This window comes from Verticiella alkaliphila (genome assembly GCF_018904615.1).
GTDB lineage: Bacteria > Pseudomonadota > Gammaproteobacteria > Burkholderiales > Burkholderiaceae_B > Verticiella > Verticiella alkaliphila.
Map to the genome: position 1 here is coordinate 54,783 of NZ_JADCNH010000011.1, position 25,118 is coordinate 79,900.

The window sequence follows — 25,118 nt, forward strand, 5'->3', positions numbered from 1 at the left end:
TTCAGAGACGCGTGTCGGCCAGCCCGCTCGCCCGCAGGACGCGCCGTTGCACGGCCTGCCCCAGCAGATGCCGGCCCGCGGGCTCGGTCACCGTCAGACAGTGGCGCGCCCGGGTGATGCCGGTGTAGAGCAGCTCGCGTGTCAGGATCGGGTTGAGCGTGTCCGGCAGCACGAGCGCCGCGTGCCCGAACTCCGAGCCCTGCGACTTGTGCACGGTCAGCGCGAAGACCGTCTCCACGGCCTGCAGCCGGCTGGGCAGCACCCAGCGGATGCCGGCATCGCCATCCCCGGCGGGGAAAGCCACGCGCAGCGTCCAGCCGCGGGCGTCGGTCGAGGGCAGCGCGAGCGTGATACCGATGTCGCCATTCATGAGGCCCAGACCATAGTCGTTGCGCGTGACGAGCACCGGCCGGCCCAGGTACCACTCGTGGGCGTCGTCGATCAGGCCCGCTTCGCGCAACAGCCGCGCGATCCGCAGGTTCAGCCCCTCCACGCCCCATGGCCCGCGGCGCAGTGCACACAGGACCTGGAACGCGGTGTGGGCGGCCAGTACGCGGCGCGCCCACGCGTCAAATGCGTCGCGCCCGGCGTGCAGCGCAGGGTGCCCGTCGCGCAGCACCTGCAGGTAATGCGCATAGCCGTGCCGCGCGAGCGTCGCGGGCTCGGCAAAGAGATCCGCCTGTGCCTGGCCCTGGGCAGGCGTGCCGCCGGCGACGACCAGCGCCGTGAACGCCGGATCGGTCGCGTCCGTCAGGCTCACCCGGGCGATGTCCTCGTGGTCCTGCCGCCACACCGCCTCCACGCTGCGCGGGTTGCCGGCGTTCACGGCGCCGGCGAGCTGGCCGATGCCGCTTGCCGCGGAGAAGCGGTGGCTGTGGCGCAGCATGACGACGGCCTGGTCCAGGGGCGTGCCGGCGTCATCGACGAGCGCAGGCGGAATTGCCTGGCCGCTGACAGCCGTGAGCCACTGTGCCGTGGCCGGCGTGTAATGGCCGTCGGCGGCTCGCCGGCAGAGTTCGCCCAGCACTGCGCCGGCCTCCACCGAGGCCAGCTGATCCTTGTCGCCCAGCAGCACGAGCCGTGCGCGTTCGGGCAGGGCATCGAGCACCGCGGCCATCATCTCCAGGTCCACCATGGAGGCCTCGTCGATCACGAGCACGTCCAGCGCGAGCGGGTGGTGCCTATCGTGGCGGAATTGCCGGCTGCCGGGTCGCGTGCCCAGCAGCCGATGCAGCGTCGTCACCTGGCGAGGGATGTGCTCGCGCACGGCTTCGCCGCCGGCCAGCCCGCCCAGCGGCAGCGAGGCCACGGCGTTTGCGATCGACTCGTTCAACCGGGCAGCGGCCTTGCCGGTGGGGGCCGCGAGCCGGATGCGCAAGGGGCGCGGCTCGGCGTCGGGGTGAGGCGTGCTCAGCGCCAGGCCTTGCAAGAGCGCGAGCAGCCGCACCACCGTGGTGGTCTTGCCCGTGCCTGGGCCGCCGGTGATGATCGCAAACCCGCTGCGTGCGGCAAGGGCGCACGCCACGCGCTGCCAGTCGGTGTCGCCCGTCGGGCGCCCGGCGAAGAGCACGTCCAGCGTATGGCGCAGGGCGGCCTCGGGCAGTGCGCGTGTCGGCGCGGGCACCGCAAGCCGCCGGGCGAGTCCTTCGCGCACATCCTGCTCGTACTGCCAGTAGCGTCGCAGATAGAGTCGTCCGTCGCGGTGCACGAGCGGCGTGGCACCCACGCCTGCGGCCACCAGGGTGGGGTGCGTCAGCGCCGCCTGCCAACGCTCCAGCGTCAGCCCCTCGAGCACGGCGTCGGGCAGCGGCACGGCTTCCTCGGCGAGCGGCAACCGCGCGCCTTCGGGCGGCAACGACAGCGCGAGCGCTGGATCCTGCAGCGTGGCGGCGAGATCCAGGCAGGCGTGGCCGCGTCCGAGCTGATGGCTGGCAAGCGCTGCCGCGAGCAGCGCAGGTACCGGGGCGTCGGGCACCTCCTGCGCGAGAAAGCGTGCGAACGCGGCATCGAGGGCGCGCAGCCAGCCGCGGTCTGCCCAGTCGTTGAGCAGGGCGAGCAGGTCAGGGGCGGTCAGCGAGGCGAGCATGGAATCACGTAAAGCAGGCGAGTCCGTACGATAGCGCGCCGGCGGTTTGCCTGCCCGTTGTCCATGTGCGCATCCGCCAGGCCGTGTCATGCGGCTGTCACGACGAAGTCATGCGGACAGGGGATAGTGGCGCCTCTCTCGATACTTGAGTCCCCACCTGATGTTGATCTCTCCCGCTCCTCGCGCGCCCCGTCCGTTCCCGCATGCCCTGCGTGCGGTATCCCTGGCCACCTTGCTCGCGCTGGCCGCCTGCGGTGGCGGTGACGACGAAGACAGTTTCGTCCCACCTGGCCCGCCGGCCGGCCTGGGCCGTGCCGATACCGCGCCCGTGTCCACGGTGCCGGCCTTCGTCGACAACGCCCCCACGAACGAGCGCGGCGATCCGCGCTATGCCACGCTCGAGACCAACGCAGGCGCGCGCGTGCTCTCCGGATTCCTCGACATCTGGGAGCCGCGCAAGCGCCTGGTGGACGCAGGTGTCACGGCCGATGCGCGCGACGGCTTTCCGGCCATCGTCGCCTCGGACTGGAGCGGCATTCCCGGTGACGTGACGGACGGCACGGTCAAGAACGCTGCCGTGCATCGCGAGAACATCGACTTCGTGGTGCGCACCACGGCACGTGTCACCCCGGAGCAGGCCGTGCTGGCCTACCTGGACGATCGCCGCGGCAAGAACTACAGCGTCACCGACGGACTGGGCCCGCTCACCGCGGCCTGGCGCAAGGCGGCGCGCCAGACCACCACGATCAACGAGGTGGCGCCGGATGCGATGTCCAAGCGCTATGACGATCAGGGCAACAACACGGGCGTGAGCGGCGACGCCAATCCCGAGTTCGGTCTGGCGATCGCCTTCGTGCAGAGCATGGGGGCGAGTGCGTCGACCGAGCCCACCAAACGCTTCTTCAAGTACGCGCGCCCCTGGCGCTGGAGCAGCGACGTGCGCGTGCTGCCCTCGCTGCTGCCCGCGCGCAGCAGCACGCCGGCCACCGATGGCGGCTATCCGAGCGGCCACACGGCCGAGTCCGTGCGCAACGCCGTCGCCATGGCCTACCTGGTGCCCGAGCGCTTCCAGGAACTGCTGGCCCGTGGCCTGGAGCTGGGCGAGAGCCGCATCGTCGCCGGCATGCACTCGCCGCTGGACGTGATCAGCGGCCGCATCCTGGGTCAGGCCTCGGCCGTGGCCAACATCAACGCCAACACGCCGGAACAGCGCGCCGCCGCACTGGCCCAGGCGCAGAAGACGCTCATGGCGTCGGTGGGTGCCGCCACGCCGGACGCGCTGCGCGCCTTCGCGCAATCCGGCGATGCCACGGTGGATCGCTTCACCGACGTCGAGCGCAACCGCCAGGACTACCGCCATCGTTTGACGTTCGACTTCACGCCGATCGCCGACACCACGCGTCCCGCCGTCGTCCCCAAGGGCGCCGAAGTGGTGCTGGAAACGCGCCAGCCCTACCTGTCCGCCGAGCAGCGCCGCGTGGTGCTCAAGACCACCGCGCTGCCCTCGGGCTATCCCATCCTCGACGATGCCGAAGGCTATGGCCGCCTGAACTTCTTTGCCGCGGCCGACGGCTACGGCGCCTTCGATGGCGACGTGACGGTGGACATGCAGGCCGAGCGCGGCACCTTCCACGCGCGTGACGCCTGGCGCAACGACATTGCCGGGGCCGGCAAACTCACCAAGCAGGGCTCGGGCACGCTCACGCTCACCGGTGCCAACGCCTACACGGGCGGCACCGAAGTGGCTGGCGGCCGACTCGAGGCGGCGAGCGCCACGGCGCTTGGCCAAGGCGCCGTCTACGTCGGTGCGGGCACGCTGGCCGTGAGCGCCAAGGCCCCGGTCCGGGTCGAGAGCAGCTACACGCAGACCAGCGCCGGTACGCTCGCGCTGCGCCTGGGCGCCGGTGACGTGGGCCGTCTGCAAGCGCGCGATGCCGCCGCACTGGCAGGCACGCTGTCCCTGTCGTTCGCCGAGGGCTATACGCCCAAGGCTGGCGAGTTCGTGACGGTGCTGCGTGCCGGCAGCGTCCATGGCCGCTTCGACCAGGTCAGCGCGGCCGGTTACAAGGCCACGCCGGTGTACCGGGGCGACGCTGTGCTGGTGCGCCTGGATCCCGCCAACTGAGGCGGCTAGCCGCGCGCGCGTCCGGCAAAGAGCGCATCGAGCGCATCGATGAGGACGCGCGGCGGCTTCTCCACGTGCAGCCCCTGGCCTGGCGCCAGGGTGCCGCGCAGGAACACGTACACCGCACCGCCCACGTGCTCGTCGTAGTCGTAGTCGGCGAGCCGGGATTTCAGCAGCCGGTGCAGCGCAAAGGTGTAGAGCACGTATTGAAGGTCGTAGCGGGCCTCGAGCACCGCACGCGCCATGGCTTCACGGGCATAGGCCGCGTCGTCCTCGCCCAGCCAGTTCGATTTGTAGTCCGCCACGTAGTAGCGGCCCTCGTGCGCGAACACCAGGTCGATGAAGCCCTTGAGCATGCCGTTCAACTGTCGTGGCATGAGGGCAGGGCGTGCAGCGCCGCCCAAAGTGTGCCGCGTGACCAGGCGGTCGATGGCCTCGGCCGGCACCTGAGTCGCCGACAACCAGAATTCCATTTCCGCCACGGTTTCCGTCAGCGCCGACAGCCGCACGGGCGCCACGGCAGCTCCGGCATGCGTCGGCAGGGCGAGCGGTGTATCCATGAGCCCCAGCAGCCACGTGGTGAGCGGCTCGACGAAAGCCTCCCAGCCGCGTAGCTGGCAACGCCGCGCCACCGTGTCGCGCACCCGCTCGGGATGGGCTGCGATGCGCTCGAAGCCTTCGGCAGCCGCCCACTCCAGCAGATCGTGCAGGAAGGTACCCGCGTGCGCCCCGCGCGGGAACGTATGGAGCACCCCCTGTGACACGGCAGCCCTGGCTGGTGCGTCTTTCTCTGCGTTCTGTGCGTCCTCGTCCTCGAGCGTGTCGGTGTCGGGGCTTGCGAGCAGTTCACGCAACACGTCTTCGGTCGCGGTCTCGGCCACCTGCGTGCCATCTTCCTCGCGGGAGGCCAGCGCCGAGTAGCTTGCCACCCACCACGTCTCGCGCACCGATCGCACCGGGCGGCGGGCCGGCCCGCTCGCCTCGGGCGCGGCGGCCGGCAGCAACCGGGTCGTGTCAGCGGGCGGCAGCGGTGCGATGGCGACACCCGACGCGTCGGCGTAGGCCTCGCGCAGACATTCGCCGAGCGTGCCCGGCGCCGGCATGGCATCAATGCCGAGGAGATAGCCCACCGCACTGCGGTGCAGATCCGCAAGCGGCGCCACACCCATCCAGGTGCAGAACTGCGCCCGCGTGAGGGCCACGTAGAGCTTGCGCACGTCCTCGCCAAGACGCTCGGCATCGGCACGCGCGATCACCTCGTCGCTGGCGGTGAGGGCGAGCCGGGCACGTCCGGTGTCGTCATGCCAGACCCAGGGCGGATCGTCGCCCGGATCGATGGGCCGGCACGCGGCGGCAAAGGGCAGGAAGACCAACGGGTACTCCAGTCCCTTGGACTTGTGCACCGTCACCACTTGCACGATATCGGCGTCACTTTCCAGGCGAATCTGGCGGGCATCGCTGCCGCCGTTACCGCGCTCGGCATCGGCGCGTTGCTCGGCCAGGTGGCGGATCAGCGCGTGTTCGCCGTCGATGAGCGCGCTCGCCTGCTGAAGCAGCTCGGCCAGGTGCAGAATGTCCGTGAGCACGCGCTCGCCGTTGATGCCCGGGCGCGCCTCGCCCAGCAGGCGGCCCGGCACGTCGAAGTCATGCAGCAGCCGGCGCAGCATGGGCAGCACGCCCTGGCGGCGCCAGCACTCGCGATAGCCACGGAACTGCATCACCCGCGCTTCCCACGCGAGCTCGTCGCGATTGAGGCCATCGAGCACGTCCCAGCCCAGGTCCAGGGTAGCGGTGGCGAGCGCGGCGCGCAGCCGGCGCGGATCGTCAGGCTCGGCGCACGCGAGCAGCCACAGCTGGATCTCCACGGCTTGCGGGCTCTGCAGCACCGAATCCTTGTCCGAGAGATAGACGCTGCGCACGGCGCGTGCGGCCAGTGCTTCGCGCACGGCATCGGCTTCCCGGCGGTTGTTGACCAGCACGGCGATGTGGCCGGGTCCCAGTGGTTTCACCTTGGTCTCGTCCGGCATGCCGTCGTGCATCGGCGCGATCGTGGCTTTGCCTTGCCGCCCGAGATTGAGCAGGCGCACGATCTCGGCCGCGCTGGCTGCAGCCATCTGCGCGAGATACGCTGTCTTGGCGAGCGGCTTGCCATCGGCGGGAGCATCGGCCCACCATACGGTGAGTGCAGTGTCGGGCGCAGCGCCGTCGATGCGCAACACGTGCTTCAGGCGATTGGCCGATTCGGCGGGCAGGAAGGGCACGGGGTTACCCGTGCCGGCGCGAAAGAGGAAGGCGCCGCGACCGGTGCTGCGCGATTCGGCTGCGTCGAACAGCCGGTTGGCCGCGCCCACCATGTCGGGCGTCGAGCGAAAGTTGCGGCCCAGGGTGTACAGGCGCCCGTCCACGGCACGGCGCGCGCCCAGATACGTGAAGATATCGGCGCCGCGAAAGGCGTAGATCGCCTGCTTCGGATCACCGATCAGCACCAGCGCCGTGCCGGGGACGGGATCGGCCACGCGATACACCGCATCGAAGATGCGGTATTGCACGGGGTCCGTATCCTGGAATTCGTCGATCAGGGCCACCGGAAACTGCCGCCGAATGATGTCGGCGAGCCGCTCACCGTTGGCACCGTGCAGCGCGTCATGCAATCGGGCGAGAAGATCGTCGAAGCCCATCTGCGCGCGGCGCGCCTGCTCGGCGTCGAAGCGTTCAGTGATCCAGCACGCGGCGTGACGCAGCACGTCCTGGCGTGCATCCGGCAGGCCGTCCAGCGCCACGGCCAGATCCGCGATGCCTTGCAGGGCGGGGTGATCCGGCGGCGTGCCGTCCTTCCAGATCTCGGCAAAGCCGGTGGGTGTGAGACGCGCCCAGCCAGTCTTCAAGTCCGGGCGCACGAGTCCCGCGTCTTCCACCCAGTCGCGCAAGGTCTGGCACCACGGCTGGTAATAGCGTGCCTGCAGCTTGCGGCCATCCACCTGCTTGGCCGCCACGGCGCCATCGCAGAGCGTCTGCAGATCCTCGACGAGGTCGCGCCAAGTGGCCTTGAGCGCCGAGAGCACACGCGTGCGTTCGGCCGCGGCTTCGCTGATTGCGAGGGCCGGGGCCGTCACCGCCGGCAGGTCCGCCACGTGGGCCGCCAGGCGGCGCGCCTCGGCGAGCAGGGCTGCCGGATCTTGCCACCAGCGCCGCACCTCTTCCACCGCGGCTTCGGGCAGGGCGAGCATGAAGCTGCGCCAATAGTCGCGGGCCACCTCGGCAAGCAGATCCGTGGTGTCTGTCTCGAGCTTCTGGGTGAAGAGACTGTCGCTGTCGAACGCGTGCTCGCGCAGCATGCGATGGCACCAGCCATGGATCGTGGAGACGGCTGCCTCGTCCATCCATTCGGCGGCAAGCGCGAGCTTGCGGGCGCAGGCGGCCCACTGGCTGGGCGGATAGCTGTTGCGGATCTGGTGCAGCGGATCGCGAGCGTCGTCCTTGAACTCGGGGAGGTCGGGATCGATGCGAAACAGTGTGGCAGCCCCGGCAAGATTCTTCCGGATGCGTTCGCGCAACTCCTGTGTCGCGGCCTCCGTGAACGTCACGACCAGGATCTCGGGCGGCGTGAGCGGGCGCGCGTGCGCGTTCTCACCGCCATGGCCCAGCACCAGCCGCACATACAGCATGGCGATGGTGAACGTCTTTCCGGTACCGGCGCTGGCCTCGATGAGCCGGCTGCCGTGTAGCGGAAAATGCGGAATGTCGAGCGGTGCGCCGCCTTCGGTGCGGGGCACGCCATTGCGGTTGGTCGGGGCGCTCATGCCTGGCCCCCCGAACGCCCGCGTCCGGACGCTTTCTCGGCAAACACCGCGAGGTACAGCGGCTTGAGCAGGCGCTGCGCCAGATCGGCGAATTCGCCGGTGCCAACGAGCTGTGCGTAATTGGGATAGGCCCGCGCCAGGTAGGCGTCGGTCTGCACCTCGCCGGGTTGGGCGTAGCCGCCTTCGTACTCGGCGCGTGCCTTGTCGGGATTCTCGCCATGCAGCCAGGCAAAGGCCGTGCGGGTGGCGAGCGGCAGCGGCCGGCGCATGCCCTCGCGCCAGGCGAGCAGCAGGGCGCGCAGGTGCTGGCGGGCCTCGTCCGGATCGAGCGGCGCGAGTTCGACGTCGCCCACCTTGCTGATGACCACCGTGGTGAGTGCTTCGCCGTGCAGGTGCGCGGCCAGATGCGTCACCCAGTGGCGCACGACGCGTTCGCGCCGGTACTGGCCGTTCTTCACGAGATCGCTGCTCTCGAGCAGCACGCGCCCGCGAGTACCTTCCGGTGCGGTGCGCAACAGGGTGAGCCAGTCGGCCAGTGCCACCGGCTCGTCCGGGGCGCGCGTCTCCAGCTGCACGGCCTCGTCCGGCGCCGCCAGCGGCCAGCGGGCCAGGGCTGCCTGATAACGGGCGAACACGTCGTCCATCGGGGCGGCCAGCTCGCGCGCGGTGGCCGGGCCAAATCCGCCCGGGGGCAGCTCGCCGCGGCGTGCCATCCGCGCCAGTTGCGCCTCGCGTGCCACCACGAAGTCTTCGCCCTGGGCGAGTGCCTGGGCCTGCGCCTGCAGCAATTCGTCCTGAAGCTGCCAGCGTTGCAAGCCGTCCAGGGCAAAGGGCTCGTGATCCTCGGCCGCCGGGTCCGGCACCTCGAAGCCCACGGACAGCCGCTGACGAAAGAACGCCTTGACGGGCTCGCGCAGGAAATCCGCGAGCTCGCGCAGGGTCAGCGGCTCTTCGCGCAGGGCCGGCGCAAGCACCCGGTCAGCGTCGTCGGGCAACAAGCCGGTGTCTGCGCCGGTGCGTTCGCGCCATTCGCGAGCGTAGGTAAAGAGGCCGGACGAATCGGCATCGTCCGCCGGCACAGGCGGGAAGTAGCTCGTGGCAAAGGGTTGCAAGGGGTGCGTCACGGTCAGCGCTTCCGACACTTTCTTGGGGGCATCGTGACCGGTCGATGGCCTCAGCGTCCAGCCGGCATCGAGATGATCGCGCAGCTGCCCGACCAGGACCGAGGGCGAGCGCTCGGTGTTGTCATGGATGCTCCGTCCCACCCAGGAAATGTGCAGACATTCTCGCGCAGACAGCAGCGCTTCCAGGAAGAGGTAGCGATCGTCCTCGCGGCGCGAGCGGTCGCCCGGGCGGTAATCCCGGCCCATCAGATCGAAATCCATCGGCACGCGCAGCCGCGGGAATTCGCCGTCGTTCATGCCAAGCAGGCAGACGTGGCGAAACGGGATCGCGCGCATCGGCATGAGCGTGGCAAAGGTGACGGTGCCGCCAAAGAAGCGCTGCGACAAGGTATCCGTGCCGAGCTGGGCGAGCCAGTGTTCGCCCACCACGGTCACGGGCAGGGCTTCTGTGACACCGGCTTCCTCGCAATGCTGCTGCCAATCCTGCAGTGCCGCTTCGAGCTGCACCCGCGTGTACTCGGCATCGGCATCCGCCGTCGTGTCGAAGAAATCGGCGAGCAGAGCGCCCAGGCGCTCCACCCAAACGGGGGGCGTCGCGGGCTCGGCCAGCAGTCGCCAGGTCGCCTCGAGTCGCTCGATGAGGCGCAGGAGCGGGCCCACGAGCGCCGCATCCAGCCCCCCCACTTCGCCATACGGCTCGACGTCCAGCCAGGGTTCGGCCTGCATGCCGACGGCATAACCCAGCAACATCCGGCGCAGGCCGAAATGCCAGGTGTGGTGTGCGTCGCTTTCGGCCACGGCGGGCAGGTCCAGGCTGGCGCGCTGGGCCGCGTGCAACCCCCACCGGATGTTCGCGCCCCGGATCCAGGCCTGCAGCTGGGCGAGGTCGCCATCGGCGATCCCATAGCGGGCGCGCACGGCGGGCACGTCCAGCAGGTCGAGCACGTCGCTCACGGCCACGCGCGACTGCGGCAGCGCGAGCAGCGTCTGCACGGCGTTCACGAACGGATCCGCCTGGCGCCGGCTCTGGTCGACCAGGCTGAACGGAATGTAGCGCGGGTCGTTCATGTCGAGCAGACCGAACACGGCCTGCACGTGCGGTGCATAGGCGTCGACGTCGGGCACCATCACGATCACGTCGCGCGGGCGCAGGCTCTCGTCGGCATTGAAGGCCGCCAGCAGCTGATCGTGCAGGATCTCCACTTCGCGTTGTGCGCTGTGGGCGACGTGAAAGCGGATGGAGCGGTCCTGGGTGGGGTCCACGGGCCCCCAGGCCTCCTGCGTTTCGTGCAGCGGGCGCAACTCGAGAATGTCGCGCTGGAGCTGGCCCAGCAACGTCGTGCCTTCACCCGCCACGAACTGCGGCAGGAAGTTCACATCGGGGCGCTCTGCGCTGTACTCGTCCAGCAGGGCAATGAAGTCACGCCCCTGCTTGCCCCAGGCGGCCAGCAACGGCTGAGCGTGCAGATGCAGCGCGTCCTCAGGGACGTCCAGCGGCATGCCGGATCGGCGCGACTGGTGCGCCGCCGCCGCGCGCAGCAGGTCCTTGTCCGCCACGATGTCGGCCCAGTAATGCTCGCAGGGGTTGTGCATGGCCATGAGCACGTGGCTCCAGCGGCCAAGCTCGGCCAGCACTTCCAGCGATTGCCGCGGCAGACTGGAGATGCCGAAGACGACGATGCGCCGCGGCAATCCTGCGGGCCTTGGGCCGGTGTGGGTACGGGCCACCTCGAGGAAGGTCTCGTGCACGGCGGCGCGGCCGGCCACGGAAGCGCCCGCGGCCACGTCCGGCCCGTGGGCCACGTCTGCCAGCAGGGCGCGCCACAAGGCGGCCTGCCATTGCTGGGTGGCGGGCAGCGGTTGATGCGCGCCGCGTGCCGGGATGAGGATGTCCTCACCACGCGCCCAGGCCGCGAGCCAGTCGGCGCGATACACCTGATATTGGTCGAAGAGATCGGCCAGGCGTTCGGCCAGCTGATAACGCTTGCGGCAATCCGTGTCGGCGCGCAGGAAGCGGTGCAGCGGCGCATAGACCGCCTGCGTCATCACGTCCGGCAAGAGCCGCATGAGCCGCCAGGTGAGACGCGATTTGTCGAAGGGCGAGGTCTCCGGCACCGCTGCGCGGCCTAGCACGGCCCGATAGGCCTGCCACAGAAAGCGTGAGGGCAGGAGAAAGTCGAGCCCGGCCGCGATCCCGCAGCCCGGCTCGTCCGCGCTCGGGTCCGCCGCGAGCGCCAGCTTGAGCCACTGCGCGATCCCATTGCTCTGCACCAGCACCGTCTCGCGCTCAAGTGGCGCCAGGGGGTAGCGCGTCATCCACGACACCAGCAGGTCGCGCAGCGTTTCGGGATGATTGCCCTGGATGAGCGTGATGCCAGTCTGGGAGGGGGGAGGGGACACGCGGACTCTCGTTGGACGCGGCGGCTTGGGCACCGCGGATCAGCGAAAAGTATAGCGGGGCGCAAGGGCTGCCCGGGTTGGCGTTACCCGTGGGATCCACGTGCAGTGGCCACACGACGGAATGCCCGCGTACCGGGCAGGCCGGGACGCGGGCGGGGTGCTGGGGGGGCAAGCCCCCAGGCGGACAGATCAGTAGCCGATGCCGTCCAGTTCGCCGTGGGCGCGGGCGGCCTGGAGTTCCTGCACGACTTGCGCGCGGGTGGGGGCGGCCGCTTGGGCGACAGGCGCGGGCGGGTAGTCGATGCTCGTCTGCGGCAGCTGGCCGGCGATACGGGCGTCACGCAGTTCTGCCACCACTTGCGCGCGGCTGGCGGCAGAGCCTTCCGGGGTCTGGAAGCGGGTGATCTCACCCACCGGCAGTTCGCCATTGGCGTAGGCTTGCTGCAGCTCGGCGACGACGTCGGCGCGGGTCTTGGCGGCGGGCGCTTCGGTGGCCGCAAACGCAGCGCTGGTCGAGAAAGCGGCGGCAAGGGCGAGGGCGATGGTGGCGTTCTTCATGGTGTGCATTCCTTGTTCTGTTCAACGGTGGCGACTCGGGTGTCTCGGCAGCGGAGGACTGCGTTGATGTCGTCGTGAATGCAGTATGGTCGCCATGACCTTGCCGAAAAAGAGGGAAATCTGGAATCACTTTTGCACAGGTGGGATAATTCAGGGCTTGTGAACGGGGGAATCGCCACCATGGCCGTGCAACTGGACGACATTGCGCTCTTCATCGAAGTGGCGCGCCGCAAGAGCATCACGCGTGCGGCGGAGCACCTGAACGAGCCTGCGTCCACGGTGTCGCGCCGGCTGCGCCGCCTGGAGGCAGAACTCGGCATGCGCCTGCTCAATCGCACCACGCGGCGCATGGAGCTCACCGACATGGGCGAGCGCTACTTCGAGCGCTGCCTGCCATTGATCGAGCAGGCGCAGGTCGCCCACGAGACGCTGGCCGACGGGTTATCCCAGCCCAAGGGGCAACTCAGACTCTCGATCCCCGCGAGTTTCGCCGCGCTCGTACTACCCCAGCTGCTGCCGGCCTTCTCGGCGGCCTACCCGGACATCCTGTGCGATATCGACGTCGGCATGCAGCGCATTGATGCCGTGGACAATCCCTTCGACATCGCCTTGCGCTTTGGCGAGCAGCCGGATAGCGGACTCGTGTCGCGGCCGATCCTCATGCTGGACCATTGGCTCTTTGCCTCGCCCGCGTATCTGGATCGCCATGGCCGCCCCCGCTCACCGGAGGATCTGGTCCACCACCAGTGCGTTCAGCCGTTTCGCGGCGACGAGATGCAGCGCTGGCGGCTGCGTCGGGGCAATCAGACCCGGGAGGTGGCCGTGCAGAGTCGCATCGCCGTGAACAACATCGGGATCATGGGCTCGTTGGCGCGCAAAGGCGTGGGCATTGCACCCATTCCCAACCACCACGCGCTCAATCCGATGGGCGAGGACGGCACACTCGAGCGCGTGCTGCCGGAATGGCACCTGCCGCCCATCCCCATTTACGCCTTGCTGCCCTCGCGCACCGTGCCCGCGCGGCCCAGGTCTTCCTGGATTTCCTGGCGTCGTTGCTGCGTCGGCCGTAACCTGGCCGGCGCAGGTCAGCGCCGCATCGGTCGGCGCGGGCACGTGCCCGCGCGCGCCCCAGATCAGTTCTCGATCTTGATGTTGGCGTTGCGGATCACCTCACCCCACTTGCGGATCTCGTCGCCAAGAAACGTGCCCAGCTCGGCCGGCGTGCCCGGCTTCACTTCAGCGCCCGCGTCGAGGATGCGCTTGGCATTGGCCGGGTCGCGCAGCACCGTGTTCAGATCGGCGTTGACCTTGTCCACGATGGCTTGCGGCGTGCCGGTGGGCGCGAGCACGGCTGTCCACGAGTACGCCTCGTAGCCCGGCAGCCCGGATTCGGCGATGGTCGGGACGTCGGGCATCATCTGCGAGCGCTGGGGATAGCCCACCCCCAGCGCACGGACACGACCCGATTGCACGTGAGGCACGGCGCTCGGGCCATCGGCGAACATCACCTGCACCTGACCGCCCACGAGATCGGCCATGGCCGGCGCGCTGCCGCGATACGGCACGTGCTGGATGCTCACCCCTGCCATGGCATTGAAGAGTTCGCCCGCCAGGTGGGTGCCGCCGCCCGTGCCGGACGAGCTGAACGAGAGCTTGCCCGGGTTGGCCTTGGCATAGGCGATGAGCTCCTGCACGGAGTTCACGGGCAGCGATGGGTGCACGACCAGGAAGATCGGGAAGGTGGCCGCCATGCCCACCGGCACGAAGTCCTTCTGCACGTCGTAGGTCAGGTCCGAGCGCAGGCTCGGCAGCACGGAGTGGTGGATGGCCGCGAAGAGGAAGGTGTAGCCATCCGCCTTGGCCTTGGCCACCGCCTGGGCGCCCACGATGCCGCCAGCCCCCGCCTTGTTGTCGATGATGGCCGGCTGTGGCCACATCTGCGCCAGCGGCTGCGTGGCGAACCGCGCGGTGGTGTCCACCGGCCCGCCGGGCGGGAAGGGGACGACGAAGCTGACCGGCCGATCCGGGTAGGCGGCAGCGGCATGGACCGGCAGGGCCGCGCTGGCGAGCAGCGCCGCGCCTGCGGCAATAAGATGACGACGGGTGATCGATGACATGAGCGTTCCGGAACAGGTGATGCGCGACGCGTGCCCCACTGGGGCACACAACCGCCGGTGAGCGTTGGAGGGCTCCCCCGCCGCCGGGCCGCCCCAAGGCGGGGGGAAATCCCCCCTCGGGGGCAGCGAACCGCAGGTGAGCGAGGGGGGCAGATCAGTTGGCGGTGATGCCGCCGGTTTCGATGACCTTCTGCCAGAGCGCGTAATCGCTCTCGATGCGGGCCTGCAGCGCCTTCGGATCTGGGTCATGCAGCGTGTGGCCGCCCTGGGCCATGGCCTGCTGGAAGGCAGGCTCGGCGCGCACCTCGGCCATGGCCTTGGTGAGACGCTCGACGACCGCAGGCGGCATGTCCTTGGGGCCGATCACGGCATACCAGCCCACCACCTCGAAGTCCGGCACGCCCGCCTCGATCATCGTCGGCACGTTCGGCAGCTGCGGATTGCGCTCGCGCGAGGTCACGGCCAGCGCGCGTGCCTTGCCGCCGTCGACGAAGCCCTTGGCCGTGCTGCTGATGTCGAACATGAAGCTCACCTTGCCGCTCATCACGTCCACCATGGCGGGGGCGTTGCCGCGATAGGGCACGTGCAGCATGTCCGTTTTGGTCTTCTGGCGCATCAGTTCGGCCGACAGGTGGTTGGACGCGCCGACACCGGCCGAGCCGAAGCTGACCTTGGTGGGATTGGCACGTGCGTAGCTCACGAGTTCGTTCACGTCCTTGGCCGGGAAGTCCGGGCCCACCAGCAGCACGTTGGTGTAATCCGCCACCAGGCCGACCGGCGTGAAATCCTTGCGTGGGTCGAACGTGTCGTTGCGCTGCACGAGCGGCGTGATGGTCAGCGTCGGGCTGGCGACGAAGTTCAGTGTGTAGCCGTCCGTCGGCGCCTTGCGCGTGGCCTCGGCCGCAATCATGCCGCTTGCGCCCGCGCGGTTGTCCACCAGCACGGTCTGGCCGATTTTCTCGCTCAGGTAGCGCGCGAAGATGCGCGCACCGGAATCCACGGGCCCGCCAGGGGCATAGCCCACGAGCAGGGAGATCGGGCGCTGGGGGTAGTCCTGGGCGAGCGCAGGCGTGCTGCCGATGGCGGCCAGCAGCAGGGCGCCGGCCAGGGCGGTGAGTCGGTTCATGGTGTCTCCTCGGTGTTGTTCTCTTGTTGTCATGGCGCGCGTCGAGGCGCGCGCACGTCAGGCCAGATGGGCACGCAGGGGCTGCTTCTGGATCTTGCCGCTCAGGGTGGTGGGGATGCTGTCGATGTTCAGGAACTGGGCCGGGCGCTTGTAGGGCGCCAGGTGTTCGCGCAGGTAGACGGCCAGCGCGGCGTGATCCACCGTCTGGCCGGGCAGGGCTTCGATGAAGGCCACCACGGCTTCGTTGCCGTCGGGCTCCGCACGGCCCAGGACGGCGCTCTGGCGCACGCCCGGAAACGCGTTGATGACAGATTCGACCTCGATCGGGTAGACGTTGAAGCCCGAGCGGATGATGAGATCCTTGCTGCGTCCGACGAGAAAGAGAGCGCCGTCCTCGGCGAGATAGCCGATGTCACCCGTGGCGAGCCAGCCGCCCGGACGGATGGCGATGGCCGTCTGTTCCGGGTTGCGGTAGTAGCCCAGCATCACGCCGGGGCCGCGCACGTGCACGTCGCCGCGCTCGCCGGCGGGCTTGGCGGGCTCGTCCAGCGAGCCGATGTGCAGTTCGACGTCATCGACCGCGTAGCCTGCGCTGCAATCCGCGCGGGGGGACGCTTCACGCGTCACGAAGAGCGAACCCGCGTACTCGGTGATGCCGTAGCCGTGGTGCAGGGGCAACTCGAAGTAGGCCTCCACATCGCGCTTCAAGGTGGGATCCAGCGGCGCGCCGCCGGTGTAGACGTAGCGCAGGCGCGGCGCACGCAGGGCGCTCGGCTCGGGTGCGGTGGCAAGGATGCGATTGAACATTGTGGGCACGCCCTGCAGCATCGTGATGCCAGGGTCCGCCAGCGCCGCAAAGACGTCTGCCGTATCGAAGCGCGGACGCAGGTACAGGCTTGCGCCCGCGTACACCGTGGCCATGAGCACGGTGGCCAGGCCGAAGATGTGCGAGAGCGGCAGGGCGGCGAACGCGATGTCCTCGGGCGACAGGCTGCGCGATTCGGCAGACACCCGTGCAAAGTGCAGCAGGCCGCGGTGCGAGACCATCACGCCCTTGGGGGCCCCGTGGTGCCCGACGTGTAGATGAGCGCGGCCACGGCACGCTGGTGCTCGCCGGTTTCGCGCTCAGGGGCGACGTCCGGCCGGGCAAAGCGCAGGCCGGCGAAGTCCGCGAGCGGCACGGGCTGCGCGCCCGCCGTGTCCGCGTGGGCTTGGGCCGCGTCCGATACGCGCACGGTGTACAGGCGCAGCGCCGGCTGGGCGTGGTCCGTGATCACGGTGAGCTCCCGAGGGCTCAGGCGCGCATTGACCACGATGGGCCAGGCGCCGCGCACGCTGCAGGCAAAGAGCACCGCGACGGCTTCGACGCAGTTCTCGGCCGAGACCAGCACGCGATCGCCCGCATCCACACCTTGCGCCGCCAGCCAGTCCGCCATAGCGATGACGCGCGCCCAGAGCTCGCCATAGCGCACCACGCCTGCGGTGTCGTACAGGCAGATGGCGTCGGGTCGCTGCGCGGCCCAGTAGGCGGGCACATCGTGAATGGCGGTGAAGGCGGGCAGTTGGGGCATGGACATCCAGGAAGACGGATTGAGAGCCGATGCAGTCTAGCCAGCGCACCCGCCAGCGGACCATTCCGATTTCGCTAAGGCCGTCTCTGGCCTGCGTGAACGGTGGTGGCGCGGCATTCGGCTTCCCGGAAGCTTCCCTTTCGTAAAAGCGTGTTTTCGGTCCGGGCCCGCATTTGTTAGATTGGCTGGCAATCCGGGCCTGCGTGCCCGATCCGTCACCGACCAGCGAGACCCCATGGATTTCACGTACACGGAAGAGGACATCGCCTTTCGCGAGGAAGTGCGCGCATTCCTGCGCGAGCAGCTGCCCGCGGACATCGCGCAAAAGGCGTCCCGCCACCAGCGTCTGGAGAAGACCGACTACATCCGTTGGCACAAGGCGCTGACGGCACGCGGCTGGGGCGCGCCCAGCTGGCCCAAGGAATATGGCGGCACGGGCTGGACGCCGTTGCAGAAGCTGATCTTCGAAGTGGAGAGCTACCGCGCGGGCGCCCCGCGTCTGCTGCCCTTCGGTCTCACCATGATCGGCCCCGTCCTGATGAAGTACGCGAGCCAGGCGCAGAAGGATCACTTCCTGCCGCGCATCCTCAACATGGAAGACTGGTGGTGCCAGGGCTACTCCGAGCCGGGCGCAGGCTCCGATCTGGCGTCGCTCAAGACCCGCGCCGTGCGCGAGGGCGATCACTACGTGGTGAACGGCCAGAAGACCTGGAACACCCTGGGTCAGCACGCCGACTGGATCTTCTGCCTGGTGCGTACGGATACCGAATCCAAGCCGCAGGAAGGCATCTCGATGCTGTTGATCGACATGAAGACGCCGGGCGTCACGGTGCGCCCCATCGTCACGCTCGATGGCGGGGCCGAGATCAACGAAGTCTGGTTCGACAACGTCAAGGTGCCCGTGGGCAACCTGGTCGGCGAAGAGAACCGGGGCTGGACGTATGCCAAGTACCTGCTGGGCCACGAGCGCACCAACATCGCCGGCCTGGGGCACTGCAATCGTGAACTGGCGATGCTGAAGGCCCACGCCCGCGAGAGCGTGGGCAACGATGGCCGTCCGCTGATCGAGGACGTGCGCCTGCGTGACCGCATCGCGCGTATCGAGATGGACATCATGGCGCTCGAGATGCTGCTGCTGCGCGTGGCCACGGCCGCCGTCGGCACGGATCCGTCCACCCAGGCGTCCATCCTGAAGATCCGTGGCTCGGAGATCCAGCAGGCGCTCGCCACGCTGCAGATGGAAGTCGCAGGCCCCCAGGCCTGGCCGTACTCGCCCGCGTGGATGCACGCCGACGCCGAGGAAAGCGGCCCCGGCCCGGCCTTCGCGCCCGGCAACACCGCAGGCTACTTCGACATGCGCAAGACCACCATCTATGGCGGCAGCACCGAAGTACAGAAGAACATCATCGCCAAGATCGTCCTGGGCTGAAGAGGTAAGGCATGGATTTCGAATACACCGAAGAACAACGCATGCTGGCCGACAGCCTGCGCCGCTACGCTGCCGAAGGCTGGACGCAGACGCGTCGCCGGGCGGCCGAACGCGAGGGCAAGGGCTTTGATGACGCCAACTGGACGACGCTGGCCGAATTGGGCGTGCTGGGCCTGACGGTGCCTGCCGAGGCCGGCGGCTTTGGCGAAGGGCCCGCAAGCCTCTTGCCCGTGCACCTGGAGCTGGGCCGCGCGTTGTCGGGCGAGCCGGTCATCCCCAGCGCCGTGGTGAGCGCCGCGATCCTGAGCCAGCACGGCAACGACGAGCAACAGCAGCGCTGGCTGCCCGCCATCGCCAGCGGCGAGGCCATCGTGAGCCTCGCCTACCTGGAGCGTGATCGTCGCTTCGCGGCGCAGCCTGCCAAGCTCACGGCCGCCGCCCAGGGCGATGGCGTGCGCCTGAACGGCGAGAAGGTGCTGGTCTGGCACGGCGCTGCGGCCCAGGCCTGGATCGTGAGCGCGGCCGATGCCGATGGGGCCGCGAGCCTCTACCTGGTGCCTGCCGACACCGCGGGTGTCACCGTCAAGACATATCCCACGATGGATGGCGTGCGCGCCGCCGATCTCGTCTTCACCGACGTGAGCCTGCCCGCCAGCGCCCGTATCGGGGCGGCCGGGCAGGGTGCCGCAGCGCTGGAGACGGGCTTGGACCACGGCATTGCCGCGCTGGCCGCGCATGCCGCCGGCGCCATGGAACGCCTGGTCGAGATCACCGTCGATTATCTGCGTCAGCGCAAGCAGTTCGGCGTGCCGCTCGCCAAGTTCCAGGCCTTGCAGCATCGGGTGGCCGAGATGGTCATCCAGAAGGAACTCGCGATGTCCATGGCCTGCGTGGCCGTGGCCGCGCTCACCGAGGAAGACGCCGCACGCCGCCGCCGCATGGTGGCGGGCGCCAAGGTGGTGGTGGCGCAGGCCGGCCGCTTCATCGGCCAGGAGGCCGTGCAGCTGCACGGCGGCATGGGCATGACCGATGAGCTCGAGGTAGGCGATTACTTCAAGCGCCTCACGATGGTGAACCCGATCTTTGGTGATGTGGATTACCAGACGGCACGCTTCTCGGAGGCCATGCAATGAGCGACGGCACACCGGACCCGACCGCCTGGATCGGCCGCAGCCAGCAGTTCGACGACACGATGACGCGCAACCTCGCGGCGCGGATCGCGATCACGCTGGATCGCCCCGCGCCCGCGCGCGGCGAGGCCCTGCCGCCGCTGTGGCACTGGGCCTACTTCCAGGATCCCGCGCCGGAATCCGGCCTGGGGGTGGACGGCCATCCGGCGCGCGGCGGGTTCCTGCCGCCCGCGGCTGACCGCAACCGCATGTGGGCGGGGGGCGACGTCGAGTTCCTCGTCCCGCTGCGCGTGGATGGCGACGCGAGCCGCAAGACCACCATCGAAGACGTGCGCGAGAAGACCGGCCGCACCGGCTCGCTGCTCTTCGTGACCTTGCTGCACGAGATCATGCAGGATGGGCACCTCGCGATCCGCGAGCGCCAGAACATCGTCTATCGGGCGCCATCGCCGCCCAAGCTGTCCAACGACGATCCCGTCCCCGAGGCACAGTGGCGCCAAGCCGTGAAGCCGACCGAGACGTTGCTGTTCCGCTACTCGGCCGTCACCTTCAACGCCCATCGCATCCACTACGACCACCCCTACGTCACGCAGGCCGAAGGCTATCCGGGCCTGGTCGTGCATGGGCCCATGCTGGCGACGCTGCAACTGCAGGCGTTCGCCGATGCCAATCCCACGGCCCGCATCGATCGCCTCACGTATCGTGGCCTGCGCCCCCTGATCGCGCCGGCGCCCTTCGAGGTGGCCGGCCGCATCACCGCGCCGGGCGAAGCCCAGCTGTGGGCCGCCAACGACAAGGGCCTGGCCCACACCGCCGAACTGCGGTTCACGCCCGCCTGAAGGAGAGCCTTTTGACGTCACCGGTACCCGACGCTTCCCGGCCGCTCGACGGCCTGACCGTCATCAGTCTCGAGCACGCCATCGCCGCGCCGTTCTGCACTCGCCAGCTGGCAGACCAGGGCGCGCGCGTCATCAAGGTCGAACGCCCGCAAGGCGGGGACTTCGCCCGCGGCTACGACGAACGCGTGCGCGGTCTCGCTTCGCACTTCGTCTGGACGAACCGCTCCAAGGAGAGCCTGGGCCTGGATCTGAAGCAGCCCGACGCCCGTGCGGTGCTCGAGCAACTGCTGGAGACGGCCGACGTGCTGGTGCAGAACCTCGCACCCGGCGCGGCCGCGCGCATGGGGTTGTCCTTTGAGGCCCTGCATGAACGCTATCCGCGCCTCATCGTGTGCGACATCTCCGGCTATGGCGAGGGTGGCCCGTACCAGGACAAGAAGGCCTATGACCTCCTCATCCAGAGCGAGAGCGGCTTTCTGTCCGTGACGGGCACGGCCGACGAGCGGGCCAAGGCAGGCTGCTCGATCGCCGATATCTCCGCCGGCATGTATGCGTACTCGTCCATCCTGTCAGCACTGCTCCTGCGCGGTCGCACCGGCAAGGGCAGCCGTATCGACGTCTCCATGCTCGAGAGCATGGTGGAGTGGATGGGCTTTCCGATGTACTACGCGTTCGAAGACGCCGCGCCCCCCGTGCGTGCCGGCGCGGCGCATGCCACCATCTATCCGTACGGGCCGTTCCCGGCGGGCGACGGTGGCAGTGTGATGCTGGGCCTGCAGAACGAGCGCGAGTGGCGGATCTTCTGCGAGCAGGTGCTGGGCGATGCGGCCCTGGCCGACGATGCCCAGTACGCCAACAACACCCTGCGCGTGAAAAACCGCGAGGCCCTGCGCGAGCGCATCGTCGCCGAGTTCTCGACGATGACGGCCGAGCAGATCATCGACCGGCTGGAGGCGGCCCGCATCGCCAACGCCCGCGTGAACGAGATGCGCGACGTCTGGGCGCACCCGCAGTTGCAGGCGCGCGAGCGCTGGCGCGAGATCGACAGCCCTGCCGGTCGCCTGCCGGCCTTGCTGCCGCCTGCATCGAGCAATGCCTACGAGCCCGTGATGAACGGCGTGCCGGCCTTGGGCCAGCATACTGACGCCATCCTGGCCGGCCTGGGCTACGACGCTGATCGCATCGCTGCGCTGCGCGCGGCAGGAGCGGTGTGATGACCTCACGTGCCCGTACCGCGCTCTTCGTCCCCGCCACGCGCCCTGAGCGTATCCCGAAGGCGCTGGCCGCCGGCGCCGATCACGTCGTGGTGGATCTCGAGGATGCCGTTGCCGCCGACGCCAAGGACAGCGCGCGCGCCGCGCTCGCGGATTTCCTGCGCGCGAATGCCGAGGCCCGCGTCCTGGTGCGTGTGAATGGCGCCGACACCCCCCAGTTCGCCGCCGACATCGCCTTGTGCGCCGAGCACGCCGGCGTCGTCGCCGTGATGCTGCCCAAGGCCGAGTCCGCCGCGCAGATCGCCGCGGCGGCCAAGCCCGGCAAGCCCGTCTGGCCCATCATCGAAAGTGCGCTGGGCGTGGCCAACGTCACCCAGATTGCCCGCGCCCCCGGCGTGGCGCACATCGCCTTCGGCACGCTGGATTTCGGGGTGGACCTGGACATGGATGCCGCCAGCCCGGGCGCATCCGTGATGCTCGACCACGTCCGCTGCCAGATCGCACTGGCCAGCCGCGCCGCCGGCATCGGCGCCCCCATCGACGGCGTCTTCACCGCCTTCGATGATGCCGACGGCCTGCGCCGCTATGCCCAGCACGCCCGCGGCCTGGGCTTCGGCGGCATGCTGTGCATCCATCCGGCCCAGGTCAAGGGCGTGCACGACGCCTACCTGCCGCCCGAGGCCGACGTGGCCTGGGCGCGCAAGATCGTCGCCGAAGCCGAGCGAACCGGGCTGGGCGCCTTCCAGGTGGACGGCAAGATGGTGGACGCGCCCGTGATCGCGCGGGCGCGCGGCATCCTGGCGCGGGCGGGGTAGCGTCGCTCAGGTGGGGCGGGCCGCGCGCCCATGGCGAGCGCGCGGCGCCGTCCCCGCTGTCTGCGGTGTCCTGGGTTCTGGCACGTTCACCGCCTCATCGACCACACCAGCCACCCACTCCATGAACACGCGCAATTTCGCACTCACGTGCCGGTTGGGCCGATAGGCCAGGAACAGCGGCATGGGGTCGAGTGTCCAATCGGTCAGTAATGGCACGAGTTCGCCATTCGCCACGGCTTCACGGGCCATGTAGTGCGGCAACCAGAGGGCGCCCAGTCCTGCCACGCCGGCGGCCAGATAGGCGTTGCCATCATCGACCCACAGCGTGTGCCGGCCCAGGATCTCGATGCGTTCATCGCCGCGTTGCATCACACACGACATCGGCTTGCCGCGACGATCCCGCAGAAAGCCGATGACGCGGTGCGGCGCTTCGATCAAGTCTTTCGGATGCTGGGGCATGCCGACGTGCGCCAGGTAGCCTGGGGCGGCATAGACGCCCAGGCCAAGCGCGCCGATGGGCTTGGCCACGAGTGATTCGTCGGTGATCTGGCCGCCGCGGATCACGCAGTCCACGTTCTCGTCGATCAGGTCCACTTTGCGATCACTCACCCCCAGATCCAGCTGGATGTCGGGATAGGCTGCCTGGAAGGCGGGCAGGGCGGGGATGAGGATGAATCGCGCCAGGGGGCTGGGCACATCCACGCGCAGGCGCCCGCGCGGCACGGTGGCCGCTGCGCTCAGGCTGGTCTCGGCATCGTCCAGGTCGCCCAGCAGACGCACGACATGCTCGTAGTACGCCGCGCCGTCGGCGGTGACGTTGACCTTGCGGGTGGTGCGATGCAGGAGCTTCACGCGTAGACGTGCCTCCAGCTGTTGCACGAGCTGGGTCACGGTGGTCTTGCTCATGTGCAGCGTGCTGGCGGCGCGGGTGAAGCTGCCGGTCTCCACGACACGGGCGAAAGCCTGCATGGCGTCGAATCGGTCCATCGAATCACTCCGGAAGGGGCGGGGAAGGGCGTCGCAGTACGCCGGGCGACGATGCGATTGTTTGGATTCTACAAACAGTCCAGGCTGCACTTGGCGGTTTATCGCCTCGGTGCGGGTGCGTACAGTCGACCCATGTCAACACAGGGCCGCCCTGGCCCGACAGGAGATCCGTATGCCTACCCGTGAAGTCGTGTTCCCCGAAGGCCGTCACGCCCTCTACGAGCGTCACCGCTACTCACCGGCCGTCAAGGCCGATGGCCTGCTCTTCGTGGCCGGGCAAGTCGGCAGCCGCGAAGACGGCACGCCCGAGCCCACGCTGGAAGGTGAAGTGCGACGCGCCTTCGCGAATCTCAACGCCATCCTGGCTGCCGCCGGCTGCACCTTCGATGACGTGATCGATGCCACGGTGTTCATGGTGAACCCCGAGAAGATCTTCGAAGAGGCCTGGGAAGTGGCGCGCGAGTACTGGGGCCCGGCGCCCCATCCCACGGCCACGGCCGTGGGCGTGACGTGGCTCGCGGGCTTTCAGTTCGAGATCAAGGTCGTGGCCAAGCTGCCGGCCGCCTGATCGCCTGACGGCGCGCCAAGAGGAGGCCCCGCAGCTAAGATTCCGCCGGACATCGAGACCGGAAACAGAGTCATGGACGGCGTGTGGATCGCGGGGTTGGGCATCGCATATTATGCGGCGCTGTATGGCGCATACGCGGGCATCCGCCGCGCGCGCGGCCTGCCCCCAGACCGCATCCGGCTCGTGCCACTCGTCTTCGTGCTGCCGTTGGCGATGATCTTCGCCTTGTGGACCCTGGCGGCGCTGCGCTGACGCGGACGGTGGAACGTCAGCCAGGATAGTCGCGGGCCAACCGCACCACGGTCACGCCCGGCTTCAGCTGGCGCAGCGACGGCATCACGAGCGTGCAGTCGTCGTAGGGCGTGAGGATCGGCTGCTCGTCGGCCCAGCCGATCACGCTGCCTGCGCTGGCGAAGGTTTCCATGCCTTGCCAGGGCTCGGCAAAACGCACCTGCATCGACGGTGCCACGATGGCATCGGTCACCTGCAGCACGCGCTGTTCGCCCAGCGGCGCCTGGATCCACCCGGCCGGCACGTCGGCGGGATCCACGCTGCCCGCGGCCAGGAGAAAGCGCGCGACCTGGTCGTGCGCCACGTCCACCGAGGCCGGGTCTCCGTGAAAGCCGCATTCGATGAGCAGGGCACGAGCATCGCCCTGGGCATCGCCGAACTGCCCGTAGTCGCGCAGGCGCGTGCCGTCGCGATGGCCCGCGTCCACGATCACGTGTCGCGGGGTGGCCATGCGGCGCGCCAACTCGATATTGCGCGGCAGCATGCCCGTCAGGCACAGCGGCACGCCCGGCTCGTGCATGGAGTGCAGATCGAGCAACCAGTCGGCGCGCGCCACCCACGGCTGCAGCTCGGCGCCGCGTGCGCGCTCCAGGGTGCTGCCATCGGCCAGGCGATCCGTCGACCACACCCGGTTCATGTCTTCCTCCACGAAGCGCGAGGCGTCGTGGCGGGTCGGATCGAAGCGGTCGAATGCCGCCAGGTTGGCAAACACCAGCGTGAGGCTGCCCCGGCGCGGGCGCACGCCGGCTGCGAGCAGGGCCTTGAGCGCCCAGGCGCCGCACAGTTCATTGCCGTGCATGAGCGCCGAGATCATGACGGCGGGGCCAGCCACCCCGGCATCGAAGTGCCACACGCCGGGTGTGCCGGTGTTGCCCCGGCGCTCCTCGGTGATGTCCGGATACGCGAGTTGGAATGACATGTCGTGTCCTGCGGAGTTC

General features: G+C 69.1%; 16 protein-coding genes and 2 pseudogenes. 9 read left to right on the forward strand and 9 right to left on the reverse strand.

The window, feature by feature from the left end; all coding sequences use genetic code 11:
• Position 1: 1 nt before the first annotated feature.
• Positions 2-2,086 carry an exodeoxyribonuclease V subunit alpha gene (gene recD / locus IMZ29_RS09690; protein WP_216183186.1) on the reverse strand — a complete coding sequence of 695 codons (2,085 nt, stop codon included), beginning with the start codon at positions 2,084-2,086 and terminating at the stop codon, positions 2-4.
• Between the two features lie 160 nt (positions 2,087-2,246).
• On the opposite strand from recD, the gene IMZ29_RS09695 reads away from it, so the two are divergent.
• Positions 2,247-4,211 (forward strand): phosphatase PAP2 family protein, encoded by a 1,965-nt coding sequence (locus tag IMZ29_RS09695; protein WP_216183188.1) that lies wholly within the window; start codon positions 2,247-2,249, stop codon positions 4,209-4,211.
• A 5-nt stretch (positions 4,212-4,216) separates the two neighbouring features.
• Here IMZ29_RS09695 and recB read toward each other — a convergent pair whose 3' ends face one another.
• From recB to IMZ29_RS23070, 3 genes are all read right to left on the reverse strand, one after another.
• Complete coding sequence (gene recB / locus IMZ29_RS09700; RefSeq protein ID WP_216183190.1) at positions 4,217-8,011, reverse strand: exodeoxyribonuclease V subunit beta; 3,795 nt, start codon at positions 8,009-8,011, stop codon at positions 4,217-4,219.
• Complete coding sequence (gene recC / locus IMZ29_RS09705) at positions 8,008-11,535, reverse strand: exodeoxyribonuclease V subunit gamma (RefSeq protein WP_371820196.1); 3,528 nt, start codon at positions 11,533-11,535, stop codon at positions 8,008-8,010. Before recC ends, recB begins: the two co-directional genes overlap by 4 nt.
• A gap of 189 nt (positions 11,536-11,724) precedes the next feature.
• Positions 11,725-12,093, reverse strand: a complete 369-nt coding sequence (locus IMZ29_RS23070) for a DUF4148 domain-containing protein (RefSeq protein ID WP_216183194.1) — start codon at positions 12,091-12,093, stop codon at positions 11,725-11,727.
• 180 nt (positions 12,094-12,273) lie between these two features.
• Between IMZ29_RS23070 and IMZ29_RS09715 the strand changes: the two are divergent.
• A pseudogene (locus IMZ29_RS09715) lies at positions 12,274-13,050 on the forward strand (LysR family transcriptional regulator); the annotation flags it as partial.
• 176 nt (positions 13,051-13,226) lie between these two features.
• Here the strand turns inward: IMZ29_RS09715 and IMZ29_RS09720 are convergent.
• From IMZ29_RS09720 to IMZ29_RS09730, 3 genes and pseudogenes are all read right to left on the reverse strand, one after another.
• On the reverse strand, positions 13,227-14,210 hold the full coding sequence (locus tag IMZ29_RS09720; protein ID WP_216183196.1) for a tripartite tricarboxylate transporter substrate binding protein: 984 nt from the start codon (positions 14,208-14,210) through the stop codon (positions 13,227-13,229).
• 154 nt (positions 14,211-14,364) lie between these two features.
• Positions 14,365-15,336, reverse strand: a complete 972-nt coding sequence (locus tag IMZ29_RS09725) for a Bug family tripartite tricarboxylate transporter substrate binding protein (RefSeq protein WP_216183198.1) — start codon at positions 15,334-15,336, stop codon at positions 14,365-14,367.
• A gap of 57 nt (positions 15,337-15,393) precedes the next feature.
• Positions 15,394-16,907 (reverse strand): annotated as a pseudogene (locus tag IMZ29_RS09730) (class I adenylate-forming enzyme family protein).
• Positions 16,908-17,142: 235 nt separating this feature from the next.
• On the opposite strand from IMZ29_RS09730, the gene IMZ29_RS09735 reads away from it, so the two are divergent.
• Genes IMZ29_RS09735 through IMZ29_RS09755 form a run of 5 tightly spaced genes read left to right on the forward strand, consistent with a single transcriptional unit; the run spans position 17,143 to position 22,334 of the window.
• Complete coding sequence (locus IMZ29_RS09735; RefSeq protein ID WP_216183199.1) at positions 17,143-18,336, forward strand: acyl-CoA dehydrogenase family protein; 1,194 nt, start codon at positions 17,143-17,145, stop codon at positions 18,334-18,336.
• 11 nt (positions 18,337-18,347) lie between these two features.
• The gene (locus IMZ29_RS09740; protein WP_216183201.1) at positions 18,348-19,469 is read left to right on the forward strand and encodes an acyl-CoA dehydrogenase family protein; all 1,122 of its coding nucleotides are present in this window, start codon (positions 18,348-18,350) and stop codon (positions 19,467-19,469) included.
• Positions 19,466-20,305: an HTD2 family dehydratase gene (locus IMZ29_RS09745; RefSeq protein WP_216183203.1), complete on the forward strand. Its 840-nt coding sequence runs from the start codon at positions 19,466-19,468 to the stop codon at positions 20,303-20,305. The genes IMZ29_RS09740 and IMZ29_RS09745 overlap by 4 nt, the downstream gene beginning before the upstream one ends.
• An 11-nt stretch (positions 20,306-20,316) precedes the next feature.
• Positions 20,317-21,519, forward strand: a complete 1,203-nt coding sequence (locus IMZ29_RS09750; RefSeq protein ID WP_216183205.1) for a CaiB/BaiF CoA transferase family protein — start codon at positions 20,317-20,319, stop codon at positions 21,517-21,519.
• A complete protein-coding gene (locus tag IMZ29_RS09755; RefSeq protein WP_253207004.1) occupies positions 21,519-22,334 on the forward strand; it encodes an HpcH/HpaI aldolase/citrate lyase family protein in 816 nt (271 codons plus the stop codon). The genes IMZ29_RS09750 and IMZ29_RS09755 overlap by 1 nt, the downstream gene beginning before the upstream one ends.
• Before the next feature lie 6 nt (positions 22,335-22,340).
• Here the strand turns inward: IMZ29_RS09755 and IMZ29_RS09760 are convergent, their stop codons facing one another.
• Complete coding sequence (locus tag IMZ29_RS09760) at positions 22,341-23,321, reverse strand: LysR family transcriptional regulator (RefSeq protein ID WP_216183210.1); 981 nt, start codon at positions 23,319-23,321, stop codon at positions 22,341-22,343.
• A gap of 172 nt (positions 23,322-23,493) precedes the next feature.
• Here IMZ29_RS09760 and IMZ29_RS09765 point away from each other — a divergent pair, with 172 nt between their 5' ends.
• The gene (locus IMZ29_RS09765; RefSeq protein WP_216183212.1) at positions 23,494-23,889 is read left to right on the forward strand and encodes a Rid family hydrolase; all 396 of its coding nucleotides are present in this window, start codon (positions 23,494-23,496) and stop codon (positions 23,887-23,889) included.
• A gap of 72 nt (positions 23,890-23,961) precedes the next feature.
• The gene (locus IMZ29_RS09770) at positions 23,962-24,141 is read left to right on the forward strand and encodes a hypothetical protein (RefSeq protein ID WP_216183214.1); all 180 of its coding nucleotides are present in this window, start codon (positions 23,962-23,964) and stop codon (positions 24,139-24,141) included.
• Positions 24,142-24,157: 16 nt separating this feature from the next.
• Here the strand turns inward: IMZ29_RS09770 and IMZ29_RS09775 are convergent, their stop codons facing one another.
• Positions 24,158-25,099: a M14 family metallopeptidase gene (locus IMZ29_RS09775; protein ID WP_216183216.1), complete on the reverse strand. Its 942-nt coding sequence runs from the start codon at positions 25,097-25,099 to the stop codon at positions 24,158-24,160.
• Positions 25,100-25,118 lie beyond the last annotated feature (19 nt).

What these genes read in the sequence shown, in the direction of transcription:
- IMZ29_RS09720 (WP_216183196.1), bottom strand. Translation starts at nt 14,210, where the DNA reads ATGTCATCGATCACCCGTCGTCATCTTATTGCCGCAGGCGCGGCGCTG.
- IMZ29_RS09775 (WP_216183216.1), bottom strand. Translation starts at nt 25,099, where the DNA reads ATGTCATTCCAACTCGCGTATCCGGACATCACCGAGGAGCGCCGGGGC.
- IMZ29_RS09765 (WP_216183212.1), top strand. Translation starts at nt 23,494, where the DNA reads ATGCCTACCCGTGAAGTCGTGTTCCCCGAAGGCCGTCACGCCCTCTAC.
- IMZ29_RS23070 (WP_216183194.1), bottom strand. Translation starts at nt 12,093, where the DNA reads ATGAAGAACGCCACCATCGCCCTCGCCCTTGCCGCCGCTTTCTCGACC.
- IMZ29_RS09760 (WP_216183210.1), bottom strand. Translation starts at nt 23,321, where the DNA reads ATGGACCGATTCGACGCCATGCAGGCTTTCGCCCGTGTCGTGGAGACC.
- recB (WP_216183190.1), bottom strand. Translation starts at nt 8,011, where the DNA reads ATGAGCGCCCCGACCAACCGCAATGGCGTGCCCCGCACCGAAGGCGGC.
- recD (WP_216183186.1), bottom strand. Translation starts at nt 2,086, where the DNA reads ATGCTCGCCTCGCTGACCGCCCCTGACCTGCTCGCCCTGCTCAACGAC.
- IMZ29_RS09740 (WP_216183201.1), top strand. Translation starts at nt 18,348, where the DNA reads ATGGATTTCGAATACACCGAAGAACAACGCATGCTGGCCGACAGCCTG.
- IMZ29_RS09725 (WP_216183198.1), bottom strand. Translation starts at nt 15,336, where the DNA reads ATGAACCGACTCACCGCCCTGGCCGGCGCCCTGCTGCTGGCCGCCATC.
- IMZ29_RS09745 (WP_216183203.1), top strand. Translation starts at nt 19,466, where the DNA reads ATGAGCGACGGCACACCGGACCCGACCGCCTGGATCGGCCGCAGCCAG.
- IMZ29_RS09695 (WP_216183188.1), top strand. Translation starts at nt 2,247, where the DNA reads ATGTTGATCTCTCCCGCTCCTCGCGCGCCCCGTCCGTTCCCGCATGCC.
- IMZ29_RS09755 (WP_253207004.1), top strand. Translation starts at nt 21,519, where the DNA reads ATGACCTCACGTGCCCGTACCGCGCTCTTCGTCCCCGCCACGCGCCCT.
- IMZ29_RS09770 (WP_216183214.1), top strand. Translation starts at nt 23,962, where the DNA reads ATGGACGGCGTGTGGATCGCGGGGTTGGGCATCGCATATTATGCGGCG.
- IMZ29_RS09735 (WP_216183199.1), top strand. Translation starts at nt 17,143, where the DNA reads ATGGATTTCACGTACACGGAAGAGGACATCGCCTTTCGCGAGGAAGTG.